A 12733-nucleotide genomic window follows, 5' to 3' on the forward strand; every position below is an offset into this window, starting at 1 on the left:
AAGCCGTTTCAACTTTCATGTTTCGTATTCGTTCCGTTCCCGCGCGCTTTTTGGGCCTCTGCCGCCCGTGCTTTCTGCATGGCCGGACCTGCATATAGGCGCACCATGGCCGCCTCGGCGTGACCTGTGATCGCTTTCACGTGCTCAGATGTCATGCCAGGGATGGATGCGATTTCGCTGGCGGCTGTATAGCGCAAGCCGTGGATGTCGTATGCTTCCGCCCCAACAGCCCGGCGGGTCGCCATCACGTCTTTCCATGCCAGGTTATAGCCAACGCGATTCCCGTTATCCTGCGCCACGATGAACAGTGCGCGGCGTGGTGTAGCAGCAAGGATGGCGCGCAAGCGGTCGGTGAGTGGAATGTATAGCCGGGTCTTCGTCTTCCCTTGCGTTAAGGTGAAGCCGTCGCTGTCCAGATCGGACCAGCGCAGGGACAGAACGTCCGTGATACGCTGCCCGGTGCCGATCAAGAGCTCGAATAGGAGAAGAGTTCGCGGATTTGCTGCCTCGCGAAATGCCTCGATCATGTCTGTCGGCCAAGGTTGACGCTGCCTTCCGGTCGGATCCAGTTTTCTCACACCTTTTGCCGGGTTCGCAGTCAACCAGCCGATATCAATGCCGTGCTCAAAAAGAACGGAAAGGGTGCTGATTTTACGATTGGCATCTGTGGGGCGGTCAGCAAGGGCATCGCGCATCTGATTAATGTGAACCCGGCGCAGAGTGCTCGGGTCGATCCGTCCGGCGACCTCGTCGAAATAAGCTAGATTCCGTTCATAGCCGATCCGCGTGTTTCGGGCCAGCTTCGCCCATCTCGGCGAAGTACGATAGTGCTCGATCAGTTTAGAAATCGTTTTGCCAGCAGGCTGCACTCTGCCCTTCATAAGAGTGGCATATTCTACTGCAAAATCAGCAGTTCCGGGCGAACTCTTAATCCTTTGACAGAGCTTCCCTCGGACAAAATAGATGTATCCGCGCTTGCCCTTGCGATAGCAGTGTGCGGGCAGATCTCTCTTCGTCATCGTGGTCTCTTCCAGTCAATCAGATCTGCGTCATCGCGGTTCTCCATTGGCGGTGAGACATCGACAGTGCCATCAGGTCCGATCTTCACTCTGCAGCCAAGAGCAATCCACTCGGGCACCGCCTTGCGGAGGTCTAGCGCACGGATAAGTGATCGCGCTTCTCCCATCACGAATCGCCTCCATTGCCTCGCATCGCGGTCATGCCGCTTCCTCCCTCACCATCAGATGGGCGCAGTTGGCCCGGGTCATTTCGGGATCTCCGGATTGCAGTCCGGGCACTGCTCGAGGATCACGTGGCTATCCAGAAACCGCGTGTCCTCGCAGCGCGCGCAATTCGGCGCCGGCTTCGCGAGCTGGCGTGTGCCGGTCAGAACGCGGGCGGCTTCCTCCATGCGGATGACGTGCTGGGCGAGTTCACCGATGGTGATGCCGGCTTTCAGCGCTGCAATGATCGCGGCAAAGGCGAGAACCTGCGCTGCTGAGGCAGGATCGTCCCAGCAGGCTTCAATGGTCTCCTCGGCTATGGCGAGGCTGCCTTTGCAGGTGTGAGGCGCCGTAAGCTCACCCATTGGCGATCTCCATCAGCGTTTCGGCATGGCAGGGCGATCCCGGCTTGCACCAGCAGGCGAAGCTATGACCGCGCAGGGCGGGCAGGCGCTCCAGCACAGCGATGCGCAGCTCTTCGATGGCGTCAATGCAGCGGGTCACATCGGTGTCGCTCAGGCCAGCCGGCAGAGACGGGTTCTCGGTGAGGAGCCATTCGGCGTGAAGCGCTACTGCGCGCTCGACCGTGAGGATCTCGGTCGTGGGGATCGGCGGGTACCAGTCCATTTTGCCCTGCAGCGATCCGTTTGGCAGGCGCAGACCACCGTTCTCTCCCGGCACCCATGGGTTGCCGAATATGGTGGATCGGTCGCAGCGCACGGTATTTGCCGGCAAGCGCGAGCCTTTGGCGCGCGACAGCTGGATGCGGGAGGAGGGGGTATGGTCACGCATGATCAGCCCATCTCACCGCAGCCGCGACCAATTTGGCCATGCTCGACCGGCGCGACGAAATCCTGCCAGTGGACCCAGCCCTTGGGGCAATGGAAGCCCCATTCGCGAACCTTCGGGCCGGTGATGAACAGCGTCTCGCAGGGCTGGTTGTCGATCAACTCGAGCCTGTGTGCGAAATCGGGACCGCGGTAAACGCATTCCCCTGCGCGGATGATGCGAGGCCCGTCCGGTGTGATCTCGCGCAACTGGCCGAGGATCATCACCGAGAAGCTCGGCCAGGGGTGATCGTGCAGGGCGCGGTCGTCATCATCGCGCAAAATGCGGTGGTAATAGACGTTGAAGACGTCATTGCGCGGGATCATCCACCAGCGAAGCATGTAGGGGCTGTCGGCTGTTCCGATGATGAAATCGGGTTCGCGGCCCGGGCGGCAGGCTAGACGCGGAGATTGGTCCAGCATCACTCGATCCCCCGCGTCACAGGATGGCGCGGGCGGGCGCGCATTTCAGAGACGGTCTCGCGCATGGTCGCAGGGGTGGTATCGCCCTGGCACCATGTCCAGTCGGTCAGGCCAAGGTTTGGGGCCATACGCACCGCCTGCGAGAAGCTGTCGCAGGGCCAGTGGCGGCCGGTTTTATCGCAATGCAGGGTCATATCGGTTCCTGGAAAAGGCTCCCGGCCTTCGATCTGGCCGGGAGAAGTCCAACAGGGAGGTTGGGGCGGATTACCCGCCGCCCCGGTCGGGGTAGAAACCCCGGTGGTCACCTGGCAGAGCGCCACCGGGGGAAGTAGACGCGGGGCAGGCATGCCGCTCGCGCCTGCGAAACTGGTCAGCTCATCCCGAGCGCGGTCATATAGACCTCGAGGATTGCCTCGGCCTCCTGACGCTCATCGGGATCCTGTTTGCGAAGCGACACGATCTTGCGCAGGGCCTTGGTGTCGAAGCCGCGCCCCTTGGCCTCGGCGTAGACCTCTTTCAGCTGCTCGCTGATGTCCTTCTTCTCGGCCTCGAACTGCTCGATGCGCTCGATCAGCTGGCGGAGTTCGTCACCGGTGACACTGAAGGCGTCACTGGTCACCTTCTTGTCGGCCTCGGTTTCCTTCATTGGTGTGCGCTTCGATTTCCTGGCGACCTTGTCGAGGGCCTTGTTGATCCCGGCCACGGCGCCCATCGTCGTTTGGATTTCCTCTCCGCCAGCCCGGATGGTCATGCGCGTATCGCCGTCCATGTCGGATCCTTTCAGCAGCATCCCGGCGGGGTGCCGGGGAAGTTGTGGTTGAGAAGGGCGATGATCACGCTGCGCGCGATCACCGCACCACCAGTGGCGAGGGCAATCACCGCTGCGATCGCGGTCAGGCCTTCAAAATGCAGCAGGAGGCTGCGGCGGCGCATGTAGCGCGCAAGTGGCGTGGCGTAGCTGGCGCGGGGGATCACGCGGCACCGCCGGGGTGCTGGTCGAGGCGACGGTTGTTCAGACCGGCCTCAAAGACGCAGCGCGGCACCCGGACCACGGTGTGGTCGCGGGCGATCTCGATGGATTTCAGGACGTGGCGCGCCTTGCGCTCCCGAAAGGCCTGTTCAGCGGGAGAGAGCGAGGGGTCGGGCTGCGCCAGCATGCGCCTTGCGGCCTCGATCTGGGAAGGGCGATAGCTGGGCACGGCGTGGCCTCCATCGGGTTGCGATGGGGTGAGTTTATCAAGGGGACGTTTGTCCCTGTCAATATTATAATGGGGACTACTGTCCCTTTTTCATTGCGCCACCATCTCCACAGTGGCAAGAATCACCCTGCCAGCACTCCGCTGGCGGACAGCAAAAAGCCCGCCGGGGTGCGAGCTGGGGAGGGCCTATGGCAAGGAAGTCGCGGTTTGAGCGAAGGATGGATGCCATGTCGCATAGCGATAGGCTTGAATACAGTCGCCGCGTGATGAGGCGTGTGTGGTGGCTTAATATGATAGCGTTCGCGCTGTCCGTGGTTGCGATGGTGCTCGCAATTTCGGCTGAGTTAAAAACATACTAACGTTTGGTTCCGTCAACCCAATGCCAGGAAAACTCCAAATCTTTGGTTTCAAGCTCGGCGTTGGCGATGAGATACACAGCCATGCCTCCTGCCGCTTGGTCTGGTGACGGCATAACGCGGATGTTGACCGGGCGCTCTCTGCCGAAGTCGTTCTCGCTGGAAATTTGGTGTTTGCGAGGGTCCATCTTGATCAGAGTGGCTCTTTTCTTGCTTCGAATTTCCGTCAGTCGTGCTTCGTGAGGCTCAAGATTTCGGATGCTGATGCGAACATAGCGCAGGCCATCATCTGTTGGTTTTCGGGTAATGTAAGGAGCGATCGCGAGCTCTTTGCGTTTCAATGCTGCTTTTGCGTGGGCGCTTTGGCGCCACGTAAAAAACGCCGCGACGGATGCGGCGAGGAATGACATCGTGGAAATAATGAGCGCAAGTCGCGCCTCGGAGAGCCAATCCGGCCAGTTCATCCCTCTCCTCTCAATCTCTCCGCCACCTTCCGTGCGATGATTGCCGTCACCCGGCTCCGGTGGCGGCCGTCTGCAATTTGCTCCAGCGCGACCGCGATAGCCTGTCGCTGTTCGGGCGTGGCCTGCATGGCGGTGATCGCTGTCACGACCAGCGAAGCGCCGGCGTCCTGCGCCTCGATCAACTCGGATTTCAGGTCGGAAATCTTCTCTTCTGGTGTGCGGGTCATTCACTGTCTCCGCTGGTTGTCCATGGTCCGTTTGTGATCAAATTCAATGCGGCGGATCAGTTTTTAAGTGAAAAACATCTTTTGTTTTCCGGCCCTTGATCACCTCTGGATTGTGCGGGCAGCATCTTCAGATTGCGGGCATGGGGGCAGAGATGGGTTCGAAAATTGATCTGGTTCTATCGGTTATGAGGGAGTTGGAGGTGATGCAGGTGGGTCGGGATCCGAGAGATCACCTTCGCCAGCTTTCAGCATCCGAATTACTCTCGGTGGTAGAGATTTGTATATCCGAACTATCTCAGCTCGGTCTTCGATCTGGGGCGCGGAAAGCAGTTCTTCGAGGGAGTAGCCGAGCTCACGAGAGATGAGGATGGCGTCCGACACCTCAACCTTGCTCTTTCGAGATCTTGCTTTCTTTACTCGATCATAATCGACACCTGCGCCCTCGCATATACTGCGAAGGGTGCGACCACCAGCCTTCATGGCATCCGCAAGGGCGTCCCAAAAATCTCTCATGACAGCGAGAGTAGCGGTAGGAGGGCATCGCGTGAATGGTGACGAATGTCCCTTGACAGAATGGGGACTAATGTCCCTATATCTGGCGTATGACCAGCAACGATCTCATCACTTGCATAGAAACCTGCGCAGAGCGTCATCGGATTGCTCCGGCAACCGTGACCGCTCGAGCAGTAGGCAACAGCAGGCTGTATGCGCGACTTAAAGCGGGCAAAAGCTGCACCCTCATTGTTGCGGAGCGCATTGTAGCGTTCGCTGATGCACTTGATGCGGCTTCGTCTGAAACCAAAGGCGCTGCGTGATGAAGCACGCAGCGCCCTCGTCCCTTTCCCAGCCAAACCACGTTGATCGCCTGTCATGCGTTCAACATGGGGAAGGACCCACTCAAATGTCATGGTCAAAAGTTTTTGAGCCGCGTGCTTTCCGCGCGCGGTTTGCTGGTTTCTGGGCGGATTTTCTTCATGAGAACTACCGCAACCCCGAGGAGGTCTCGGTCGCGTTCGGGGTCCGGTATCAGACCGCGCTGAACTGGTGGCAGGGCGTCAACCGGCCATCTGGAGATGTAGTCGCGTTGGCCGGTCGCCCGTTCCAGGACTTTCTGGAGGGCCGGGGATGATCTGGGCTCTGGGGGCAATCCGCATCGTCGTGAGCGGCGTGATCATCACGCTGACCGGGATTGCCTTCATCCCGAGGGAGACAGCCTGCTGGCTGATCCCGCTGCAAAAGTTTTTGACCAGAGAAATTGAGCGCCGGAGGGCAGGGCGATGACCGCCGCTGCGCCCAAGGGGCAGAACGTCTCGACGGCTGTCATGCAGCGCCGGGTCGAGCCACATGACAGCCTCGACGATTTCCCGACACCTCCTTGGGCAACGCGCGCCCTGTGTGAGTGGCTCAAGATGTCCGCTGAGTGTGCTGAGGATCACCCTTTGGTACTGGCCGCTCGCGAGCCCTGCGCCAACAGGGGCCACATGGTGCGGGTGCTGCGAGAGCATTTCGCGACAGTCGATGCCGCTGATGTGCATGACTATGGCGCTGGCTTCCCGGTGCGGGATTATCTGTTCGGGCCAGATCCTGATCTGGTTGACTGGACCGTGATGAACCCGCCTTTCCGTTTGGCCGAACAGTTCATCCAGCGCGGCCTGCGCACCAGCCGCCACGGTATCGCGGTCATCGTGCGCAGCGCCTTCCTGGAGGGCATTGGCCGATACCGCGATCTGTTCTCGGTCATTCCCCCATCGGATATCCTTCAGTTCACCGAACGGGTGCCGATGCATCGCGGCAAACTGGCAGGCCTGGGCGGCACAACTGCCACAGCCTATTGCTGGATTGTCTGGCGCGCGCAGTTTCAGGGATCTGTGACCCGGTTTCGCTGGATCGCACCCTGCCGCAGTAATCTGGAGCGGGCCGACGATTATCCAGTCGAGGAGGGCGTGGCTGCGCCGTTCGATGCTGGGGCGGTGCTGATATGAGCCATACCGCCCGCAAGCGCCCGGAATGGATAGGTAAGACACCTGACACGGCTGTGCCGTCCTGGGTCAAATCCCGGGTTCTGGCCTCTCAGGGAGACTGCTGCGCCAACTGCCGCAACGCTTTCAGCGCGCGGCTGCGGCCGGAGTTCGATCACATCACGGCCCTGATCAATCTGGGCGAGAACCGCGAGAGCAACCTGCAGGCTCTTTGCGGCCCGTGTCACAGCCAAAAGACCGCCGCCGATGTGGCGCTCAAGGCGAAGGTCGCCCGGGTTCGCGGCAAACATCTCAATCTCAAGCCGAAGTCAAGTCGCCCGGTCGGCGGCTGGCTCAATGAGCGCTTCATCAAGATGCCGGGCGGGGAGGTCCTCGACCGGGCCACCCGTCTGCCCGTGACCAGGCAATAGGGGGCCGATATGACCGGATCTCAGGATAATGACGCAGGCGCTGCGGATCTCGCTGCGCGGGGGCAGGGCTGCGCGGGCGGTGCTGTCGGGGCCTCCGCCATCCCCGGCCACCACCCTGGGGCGCTCGCCGCTGCGGCGTCCTCGGCCGGACGGGCTGAGGGTGGGGCTGGTGCTGCGCCCGCCGTTCCAGACGTGGTTGCAGATCAGGGCGCGGTAACGGATCGCATGTCTGCGCGCCGATATGGTGCCCCCCCCGCCACGCCCGAGGGCGATGCGATCAGCATCCCGCGCCACCTGATTTCGATCTGGTATGACGCGGCAGGCGAGTTGTTGCAGGAGTGCTATGACTGGCTCAAGCTGAAGCACGGCAACCATCCATCCGCCGCCGGCCTGAACTTCGGTGAGACCGAGCGACGCCGTGAACTCGCACGCCTCCTTTTTCTTGATCTTGCATGGCTCTCTGGCGGCAGTGATCTCGACGCCGCGCCTGATCGTGTCGCCTCTCTCCCCCCTCAACCCGCTGATCTGCGGGGGGAGAAGCTGCAAGCCTTGCTGGCCGCGAGCGATGATCGGCTGCGCACTACGGAAATGCGTTTGATCGATGCCACGAACGCATATCGGATGACGCAGGTGGAGCGCGATGCGGCACGGGAGGAAATCGCCACACTCAAGCGCACCTATAACCAGCTTTTCGATGCCTGCTCCGCCGAACAGGCCCGCGCCGAGAAGGCGGAGGCCGCCCGTGAGGCGGGCCATTGCGCGACCTGCGGCACCGCAGGGCATTACTGCTTCGGTCAGGACGATACCGGCCCGGACCATGCTGACTGGATCGGCGCGACCGGCGGGAAGGCATGCTGTCACGCCTGTCACAAGGGCGGCGCCGGGAAGGTGAGGGCGCTGGTGGAGCAGATGGACGCTGCGGCGATCTTTGTCGATGGCGATGATTGTGCCGGCGGCAACCTGTGGCGCGAGCTGCGCGCCGCCCTCCAGCCGGGTGACGGGTGGCAGGGGAGTGCGCGATCGGCTGACGAATGGCACGAGGATATGGGCTATTGCGTCTGGTGGTCATGGACCGGCACCGAATGGGCCGGCGAGCCAGCGTGGATCGGATCGCCGAATTGCAGCGACTGGCCGGGCTATCACACCCATTTCACACCGCACCCGGATATGCCCGCCTCTCTCCCCCAAGGGGAGGAGACGAAGTGAGCGACAGAGCGGACATTATCGCCAAGGTCAGGAACTTGCGCGCCAGGGCGGGGGATAGCGCCTCGTCCGAGGGGGAAGCCGCCGCAGCGGCGCGGATTGCCGCCAAGATCATTGCCGAAAATCAACTCACGGAAGCGGAACTGCGGCAGCGTGGCACTGGGGGCGTTTCTGAGGCCACGCACAATGACGGGCGGGCGAAGAAGCACCCCGCACTTGACGCGGCGGCGGCAGCGATTGGCCTCCTGACCGAATGCACTGCGCTTGTGCGGCGCGGCGCAAATATCTGGGTCGGCCAGCCAGACGATGTGGCCTTTGCGATCTACCTCTGCGAGCTGATTGAGGGAGCTTCCGAAAGGGCATATCGCGCCCACTGGACACGCAATTTCATGTCTGCACCCCGGCCATTCTATAGGCAGTCATTCATGACTGGGTTTGGGCACGGGGTGGCGCAGCGCATGATAACCCTCACGCGTGAGCGCGAAGCGGATAGGAAGCGCGCGGCAGAGAAGAAGGGCGGCACCGATATTGTTGTCCTGAAGGATGCTTTAGTCGCTGATTATCTGGCGGAGACGCGCCCGATGTTGCGCAAAGAGCGCTCCAGGGCAGGAAAAGAGCCGGATCTCATGGCGCTCTTGAGCGGGCTGCAAGCCAGCAAGTCTTTACAGCTGGTCCGTCCGATTGAAGCCGAACCCCCGCCCTCCGCTCTCTCTCAGGAAGGGAGGGAGTGATGGATAGCATCTGGATCTGGATTTACGTCGGCATAGCCTATGGCTGCAATGATGCTGGCTGGGGGTTCTGGCGTTCCATGGCATGGCCTGCCGCCCTGGGTCGCATGATCGCCCGCGCCACCCCTCACAGGGAGGGCGAGTGACATGGGGCAGGTTGCGGATCGCTACATCACCCCGGGCGGCCGGACTGACGCCTATGATAAGGCCGCGCTGACGGACGACATCATTGATGCCGCGTCCTTCCTCGTCTGGGCAGAGCATGATCGCGAGATGTTTGGAGGGGTTCGGGCCGCAGATGCCTATCAGGCGTTCTGCAGGCTCCTCAATCTCGATGGCGTTGCCCTGCGCAACATCGTCATGGGGCGCGAAGCCCGCGCCGCCTCTCAGGACAAGGGGAGGGGGACATGACCCGAGGCGAACAATTCCGCGCGGCTGAATTTCTGCAAGCCGCCGCTCGGAAGCGCCTTCGTGAGGCGAAGGCGCTTCCTCCTCACCATCCTATGCGGATTGATGCGGGTGCGGAGGCTGCGGCATATCTGGTTGCGATGCGCCTCTTCATCGGCTGTGCGGATAACACCGATAGCGCCACCCCTCAGGACGAGGGAGAGTGATGGCATACGCACATTGCCCGCGCTTCAGCATCGCCGCATTGCGCGAAATCTGGGCCGATGATCGGCTGACAAATCGTCAGGTCGGGGCCGCAATAGGCCGCACTGAGCGAGGTCTGCAGGATATCGCGTCCCGGCTGGGTCTGCCGCCTCGCAAGCTTGGCCCGAAGCTGAAGCTGGATCAGGGCCTGTTTTCGAGGATGTACCAGGCGGGCGTGTCCATGGCGGAGATCGCAGGGTTCATGGGGATGCACAGATCCAGCCTTCCCTATGTTGCCGGGCGCCTGGGTCTTGCCTCGCGCGGAAGAGGGTGGGTCGCCACCATGACGCTTGCCCAGTTTTGGGAGGCAGAGCTGGGGCGCGCTATGGCTGAAACCGCTGTTGCCGAGCGCGCCGCTCATGCCGCACGGGCTCAGTTCATCCGTGCCGGAACAGGAGGGGTTTGAAATGATCGCCGCACAATTTGCACCGGTCGATTCCGCCGCACTGTTCAAATACCCGATCCCGGTCGGTGTCCGGCTGGAAAGCCATGGCTGGTTTCAGTTCCACCATTCCTGGTGGCGCACCAGTGACTTCCGCCGCGATGCAGACCGCGAGGTGCGGGCCGTATGGTTTGATCTTCTGAGCGGCGCTCAGGATGAGGATCCGGTCGGGACGCTGCCGGTCGCGCCAAAGGATCTGGCGTGGATTGCGCGGGTGTCACTCGAGGACTGGATGCGGCTGATGGAGCGTCCGATCAACCCGCTCTATGGCTGGCATAGGTGCATCTGCAGTGACAATCGGGTGCGCCTTTATCACCCGAAGCTTCTTGAGGTGACGAAGGGTGCGGCCCGGTCCAGCGTCGTGGCAGAGGAAAAGCGCGAGCAGGACCGCGAACGCAAAAGGCTCAAAGACTTGCCGGACAAAATAGTCCGTGCGGGCGGGTCGCAGCGCATGGCTGGCGATCAGGGCTATGTGCTGCGTCTGGATCAGTTCCTCATCGAGAACAGTGATGGGGCAGGAACCCGCACTATCTCGCGGGTCCGGGCCGCGATGGAGGCGCTGGAAACCTTCGTGTGAGCGTTGAGAAAGCTTCCCAAAAGTTTCCGCCGGAAAGTTTTTGGAAGGATTGCGGAAGGTTTTCAGCTGATCGGGCGGGCACGCCCGTTTTTAAAGCCCCAAAACTTTCCGGACTGAGAAGAGATGAGAGAGAAATTAAAACCTTAGACCAAAACCAGAGCGGTGAGGGTGGACAGGTAGCAGGCTGAGAAAAGAAAGGGGGCAGAGATGGAAAGCGATGCACTGAAGGCAGGCAAGGAACGGGTCAGGAAGCACCTGATCGAGCCATTGACCGCCCGGGGGCTGAAGCGGGCCGGCGGGTCGACCGTCGCGCAGCATGAAGCCACGATGGAAGGGCTGGCCGCGCGTCTGGCCTATATGTCTTCCGAGAACCTTGGTGCACTGGCTGATGTGGTCGAGCGGCACGGGCAGGGCAAACACAAGGATCGCTGGCCGTCTGAGGTGGTGATCTGCAACTGGGCGCGACAGCTTCAGGAGCCGCCGCCCTCTGACAGCCGGTTCGTCACCACTTATCTGCGCAGCCGTGTCGGGCGGCAGGCGCTGGCCGAGGGGTGGGCGGTCGAGCTTTACCTCTCCATCAAGAAGTTTGGCCAGCCACCGAATGGGTTCGTGATCAGAACCCTGAAAGAAGAGGCTGATGCGTCGAAGCGCCGCCGGGGAAGGATTGAGACAGAAAGCCGGTTCGGCACCGTGGCACCTGCGGATCGCCAGTGGCTCGAATGGTATCATCTGGTCGAGGCGCGGGTCGCGGCCATCATGGATGCGCAGGATGCGGAAGGGGATGCGGCATGATGATGTCGGGGAATTTCAGAGTAGGAGACGTGGTGCCCGTTTCTGGCCCAAAGGCTCCGATTTTCGTGCCCGGCCAGTCACGCTGGCATGCGCTTCGTGTTGCGCCCCAGCGTGAAGATCAGGTCGAGGCCTGGCTTAAGATGCGTGAGGTCTATGGGTTCCATCCGGTTCTCGCTCGGCAAACGCGTCGGTGCGGTGTGGTTCGCGAATATCATCGCAGGTATCTGCCCGGATATGTTTTTGCCTTCTTCAAGGGGGAGCCGCTGGTCCATCAGGTGATGTCCTGCCCATGGATCACCGGTGCGCTTTGCCGGTCAGATGGGGAATGGGGTGTGCTTCCGCGCCCGGGCCTTCGCAAGATCCATGCGATGCGCAAGGTTGATGCGGAGCAGCGTGAGGCTCAGGCCGCGCTCAGGGCGCGCCGGATGGCTGATGCTCGTTTACGGTCAGGAGATGGCGTCATGTTCCGCGCGGGGCCGCTCACCGGTTTCCGGGCTGAGGTCGTCGAGCTAAAGGCGGACGGTGGAACTGTGGTAAAGTTCGAGATGTTCGGTCGCGAAACGCTGATCTCAGCAACGGACGACGACCTTTTGCCTTTGAAGCCCCGTTGACAGGAGAGAATCACCCCGTCTATCTTGCGTTCTTATAGCCTCACGCTGACCGGCCCTCTGCCATTGCAGACAGCGCCCCAGCTGCTGGGCGGCGAGGATAGGTTGAACGCCTGTCTGACACGCCTGAATAGCGCCCGGAGCAAATGCTCCCGGGCGTTTTGCTTTATCCGGGGTGGCCATGAGCAAGAGTGAATGGTCCTACCTCTACAAGAACAGCGCATGGCGCAACGCGCGGCTCGCCCATCTCTCTGCTGAGCCGATCTGCCGGTACTGCAGGCAGGCGGGCATCACCAATGACGGATCATTGACAGCGGGCGGCGCGCGTCAGGCAGATCACCGGCGCCGCTTTCTTGTGGTGGATCACATCGTCCCGCATCGCGGTGACCTTGGGTTGTTCTGGGATCGGCTGAACTGGCAGACCCTGTGCCCCGATCACCATGACATCGTGAAGCAGCGCGAGGAGGTTCGTGGCTTCTCGAACGCCCGGGGCCCGGATGGCTGGCCCCTTGACCCGGCGCACCCGGCCAACCGGTGACCAGCCCCCCCCAGGGGGGGTGGGGGGAAACCTGAATGGGTCACGTCAGCGGACCGGGCGTAGGAGCTTTCTGTGCGCAAAGCTGG

Annotated in this window: 23 protein-coding genes; 13 read left to right on the forward strand and 10 right to left on the reverse strand. The window is 61.5% G+C overall.

Annotated features, from left to right (window positions below; genetic code table 11):
- Positions 1-8: 8 nt before the first annotated feature.
- The 10 genes from M3484_RS01795 to M3484_RS01840 form a co-directional block, all read right to left on the reverse strand.
- Positions 9-1019, reverse strand: coding sequence for a tyrosine-type recombinase/integrase (locus M3484_RS01795; RefSeq protein ID WP_249495502.1), 1011 nt, complete (start codon positions 1017-1019; stop codon positions 9-11).
- A gap of 245 nt (positions 1020-1264) precedes the next feature.
- Positions 1265-1588, reverse strand: a complete 324-nt coding sequence (locus M3484_RS01800) for a hypothetical protein (RefSeq protein ID WP_249495503.1) — start codon at positions 1586-1588, stop codon at positions 1265-1267.
- Positions 1581-2015, reverse strand: a complete 435-nt coding sequence (locus M3484_RS01805) for a DUF4326 domain-containing protein (RefSeq protein WP_249495504.1) — start codon at positions 2013-2015, stop codon at positions 1581-1583. The genes M3484_RS01800 and M3484_RS01805 overlap by 8 nt, the downstream gene beginning before the upstream one ends.
- Positions 2016-2017: 2 nt before the next feature.
- Positions 2018-2473 (reverse strand): hypothetical protein, encoded by a 456-nt coding sequence (locus M3484_RS01810; protein ID WP_249495505.1) that lies wholly within the window; start codon positions 2471-2473, stop codon positions 2018-2020.
- Complete coding sequence (locus M3484_RS01815; RefSeq protein ID WP_249495506.1) at positions 2473-2667, reverse strand: hypothetical protein; 195 nt, start codon at positions 2665-2667, stop codon at positions 2473-2475. The genes M3484_RS01810 and M3484_RS01815 overlap by 1 nt, the downstream gene beginning before the upstream one ends.
- Positions 2668-2843: 176 nt before the next feature.
- Positions 2844-3242, reverse strand: coding sequence for a DUF2312 domain-containing protein (locus M3484_RS01820; RefSeq protein WP_283258262.1), 399 nt, complete (start codon positions 3240-3242; stop codon positions 2844-2846).
- 11 nt (positions 3243-3253) lie between these two features.
- Positions 3254-3448: a hypothetical protein gene (locus M3484_RS01825; protein WP_249495507.1), complete on the reverse strand. Its 195-nt coding sequence runs from the start codon at positions 3446-3448 to the stop codon at positions 3254-3256.
- Positions 3445-3672 carry a hypothetical protein gene (locus M3484_RS01830; protein WP_249495508.1) on the reverse strand — a complete coding sequence of 76 codons (228 nt, stop codon included), beginning with the start codon at positions 3670-3672 and terminating at the stop codon, positions 3445-3447. The genes M3484_RS01825 and M3484_RS01830 overlap by 4 nt, the downstream gene beginning before the upstream one ends.
- Positions 3673-4027: 355 nt before the next feature.
- The gene (locus tag M3484_RS01835; protein ID WP_249495509.1) at positions 4028-4492 is read right to left on the reverse strand and encodes a hypothetical protein; all 465 of its coding nucleotides are present in this window, start codon (positions 4490-4492) and stop codon (positions 4028-4030) included.
- Positions 4489-4719: a hypothetical protein gene (locus M3484_RS01840; RefSeq protein ID WP_249495510.1), complete on the reverse strand. Its 231-nt coding sequence runs from the start codon at positions 4717-4719 to the stop codon at positions 4489-4491. Before M3484_RS01840 ends, M3484_RS01835 begins: the two co-directional genes overlap by 4 nt.
- Positions 4720-5620: 901 nt before the next feature.
- On the opposite strand from M3484_RS01840, the gene M3484_RS01845 reads away from it, so the two are divergent.
- The 13 genes from M3484_RS01845 (at position 5621) to M3484_RS01910 (ending at position 12647) form a co-directional block, all read left to right on the forward strand.
- Positions 5621-5848, forward strand: coding sequence for a hypothetical protein (locus M3484_RS01845; RefSeq protein WP_249495511.1), 228 nt, complete (start codon positions 5621-5623; stop codon positions 5846-5848).
- Positions 5849-5996: 148 nt separating this feature from the next.
- Positions 5997-6701 carry a hypothetical protein gene (locus M3484_RS01850; protein ID WP_249495512.1) on the forward strand — a complete coding sequence of 235 codons (705 nt, stop codon included), beginning with the start codon at positions 5997-5999 and terminating at the stop codon, positions 6699-6701.
- Positions 6698-7108, forward strand: coding sequence for an HNH endonuclease (locus M3484_RS01855; RefSeq protein ID WP_249495513.1), 411 nt, complete (start codon positions 6698-6700; stop codon positions 7106-7108). The genes M3484_RS01850 and M3484_RS01855 overlap by 4 nt, the downstream gene beginning before the upstream one ends.
- Before the next feature lie 9 nt (positions 7109-7117).
- Positions 7118-8314, forward strand: a complete 1197-nt coding sequence (locus M3484_RS01860) for a hypothetical protein (protein WP_249495514.1) — start codon at positions 7118-7120, stop codon at positions 8312-8314.
- The gene (locus M3484_RS01865; protein ID WP_249495515.1) at positions 8311-9042 is read left to right on the forward strand and encodes a DUF7168 domain-containing protein; all 732 of its coding nucleotides are present in this window, start codon (positions 8311-8313) and stop codon (positions 9040-9042) included. The genes M3484_RS01860 and M3484_RS01865 overlap by 4 nt, the downstream gene beginning before the upstream one ends.
- Positions 9042-9185 carry a hypothetical protein gene (locus M3484_RS01870; RefSeq protein ID WP_249495516.1) on the forward strand — a complete coding sequence of 48 codons (144 nt, stop codon included), beginning with the start codon at positions 9042-9044 and terminating at the stop codon, positions 9183-9185. The genes M3484_RS01865 and M3484_RS01870 overlap by 1 nt, the downstream gene beginning before the upstream one ends.
- A gap of 1 nt (position 9186) precedes the next feature.
- Positions 9187-9450: a hypothetical protein gene (locus M3484_RS01875; protein ID WP_249495517.1), complete on the forward strand. Its 264-nt coding sequence runs from the start codon at positions 9187-9189 to the stop codon at positions 9448-9450.
- On the forward strand, positions 9447-9653 hold the full coding sequence (locus M3484_RS01880; RefSeq protein ID WP_249495518.1) for a hypothetical protein: 207 nt from the start codon (positions 9447-9449) through the stop codon (positions 9651-9653). The genes M3484_RS01875 and M3484_RS01880 overlap by 4 nt, the downstream gene beginning before the upstream one ends.
- On the forward strand, positions 9653-10096 hold the full coding sequence (locus M3484_RS01885) for a hypothetical protein (RefSeq protein WP_249495519.1): 444 nt from the start codon (positions 9653-9655) through the stop codon (positions 10094-10096). The genes M3484_RS01880 and M3484_RS01885 overlap by 1 nt, the downstream gene beginning before the upstream one ends.
- Position 10097: 1 nt before the next feature.
- Positions 10098-10709, forward strand: coding sequence for a hypothetical protein (locus M3484_RS01890; protein ID WP_249495520.1), 612 nt, complete (start codon positions 10098-10100; stop codon positions 10707-10709).
- A gap of 207 nt (positions 10710-10916) precedes the next feature.
- The gene (locus M3484_RS01895; protein WP_249495521.1) at positions 10917-11501 is read left to right on the forward strand and encodes a hypothetical protein; all 585 of its coding nucleotides are present in this window, start codon (positions 10917-10919) and stop codon (positions 11499-11501) included.
- Positions 11502-11641: 140 nt separating this feature from the next.
- Positions 11642-12112, forward strand: a complete 471-nt coding sequence (gene nusG, locus M3484_RS23895) for a transcription termination/antitermination protein NusG (protein ID WP_502942426.1) — start codon at positions 11642-11644, stop codon at positions 12110-12112.
- 178 nt (positions 12113-12290) lie between these two features.
- Positions 12291-12647, forward strand: coding sequence for an HNH endonuclease signature motif containing protein (locus tag M3484_RS01910; RefSeq protein WP_249495524.1), 357 nt, complete (start codon positions 12291-12293; stop codon positions 12645-12647).
- Positions 12648-12733: the final 86 nt, after the last annotated feature.

The sequence above is a fragment of the Pseudomonas sp. GX19020 genome, from assembly GCF_023371075.1.
Taxonomy (GTDB): Bacteria; Pseudomonadota; Alphaproteobacteria; order Rhodobacterales; family Rhodobacteraceae; genus Pseudogemmobacter.

Bases quoted from the DNA above. Each gene is read 5' to 3' on its own strand.
- M3484_RS01795 (WP_249495502.1), bottom strand. From the start codon at position 1,019: ATGACGAAGAGAGATCTGCCCGCACACTGCTATCGCAAGGGCAAGCGC.
- M3484_RS01800 (WP_249495503.1), bottom strand. From the start codon at position 1,588: ATGGGTGAGCTTACGGCGCCTCACACCTGCAAAGGCAGCCTCGCCATA.
- M3484_RS01805 (WP_249495504.1), bottom strand. From the start codon at position 2,015: ATGCGTGACCATACCCCCTCCTCCCGCATCCAGCTGTCGCGCGCCAAA.
- M3484_RS01810 (WP_249495505.1), bottom strand. From the start codon at position 2,473: ATGCTGGACCAATCTCCGCGTCTAGCCTGCCGCCCGGGCCGCGAACCC.
- M3484_RS01815 (WP_249495506.1), bottom strand. From the start codon at position 2,667: ATGACCCTGCATTGCGATAAAACCGGCCGCCACTGGCCCTGCGACAGC.
- M3484_RS01820 (WP_283258262.1), bottom strand. From the start codon at position 3,242: ATGGACGGCGATACGCGCATGACCATCCGGGCTGGCGGAGAGGAAATC.
- M3484_RS01835 (WP_249495509.1), bottom strand. From the start codon at position 4,492: ATGAACTGGCCGGATTGGCTCTCCGAGGCGCGACTTGCGCTCATTATT.
- M3484_RS01840 (WP_249495510.1), bottom strand. From the start codon at position 4,719: ATGACCCGCACACCAGAAGAGAAGATTTCCGACCTGAAATCCGAGTTG.
- M3484_RS01845 (WP_249495511.1), top strand. From the start codon at position 5,621: ATGTCATGGTCAAAAGTTTTTGAGCCGCGTGCTTTCCGCGCGCGGTTT.
- M3484_RS01850 (WP_249495512.1), top strand. From the start codon at position 5,997: ATGACCGCCGCTGCGCCCAAGGGGCAGAACGTCTCGACGGCTGTCATG.
- M3484_RS01855 (WP_249495513.1), top strand. From the start codon at position 6,698: ATGAGCCATACCGCCCGCAAGCGCCCGGAATGGATAGGTAAGACACCT.
- M3484_RS01860 (WP_249495514.1), top strand. From the start codon at position 7,118: ATGACCGGATCTCAGGATAATGACGCAGGCGCTGCGGATCTCGCTGCG.
- M3484_RS01870 (WP_249495516.1), top strand. From the start codon at position 9,042: ATGGATAGCATCTGGATCTGGATTTACGTCGGCATAGCCTATGGCTGC.
- M3484_RS01875 (WP_249495517.1), top strand. From the start codon at position 9,187: ATGGGGCAGGTTGCGGATCGCTACATCACCCCGGGCGGCCGGACTGAC.
- M3484_RS01880 (WP_249495518.1), top strand. From the start codon at position 9,447: ATGACCCGAGGCGAACAATTCCGCGCGGCTGAATTTCTGCAAGCCGCC.
- M3484_RS01885 (WP_249495519.1), top strand. From the start codon at position 9,653: ATGGCATACGCACATTGCCCGCGCTTCAGCATCGCCGCATTGCGCGAA.
- M3484_RS01890 (WP_249495520.1), top strand. From the start codon at position 10,098: ATGATCGCCGCACAATTTGCACCGGTCGATTCCGCCGCACTGTTCAAA.
- M3484_RS01895 (WP_249495521.1), top strand. From the start codon at position 10,917: ATGGAAAGCGATGCACTGAAGGCAGGCAAGGAACGGGTCAGGAAGCAC.
- nusG (WP_502942426.1), top strand. From the start codon at position 11,642: ATGCGTGAGGTCTATGGGTTCCATCCGGTTCTCGCTCGGCAAACGCGT.
- M3484_RS01910 (WP_249495524.1), top strand. From the start codon at position 12,291: ATGAGCAAGAGTGAATGGTCCTACCTCTACAAGAACAGCGCATGGCGC.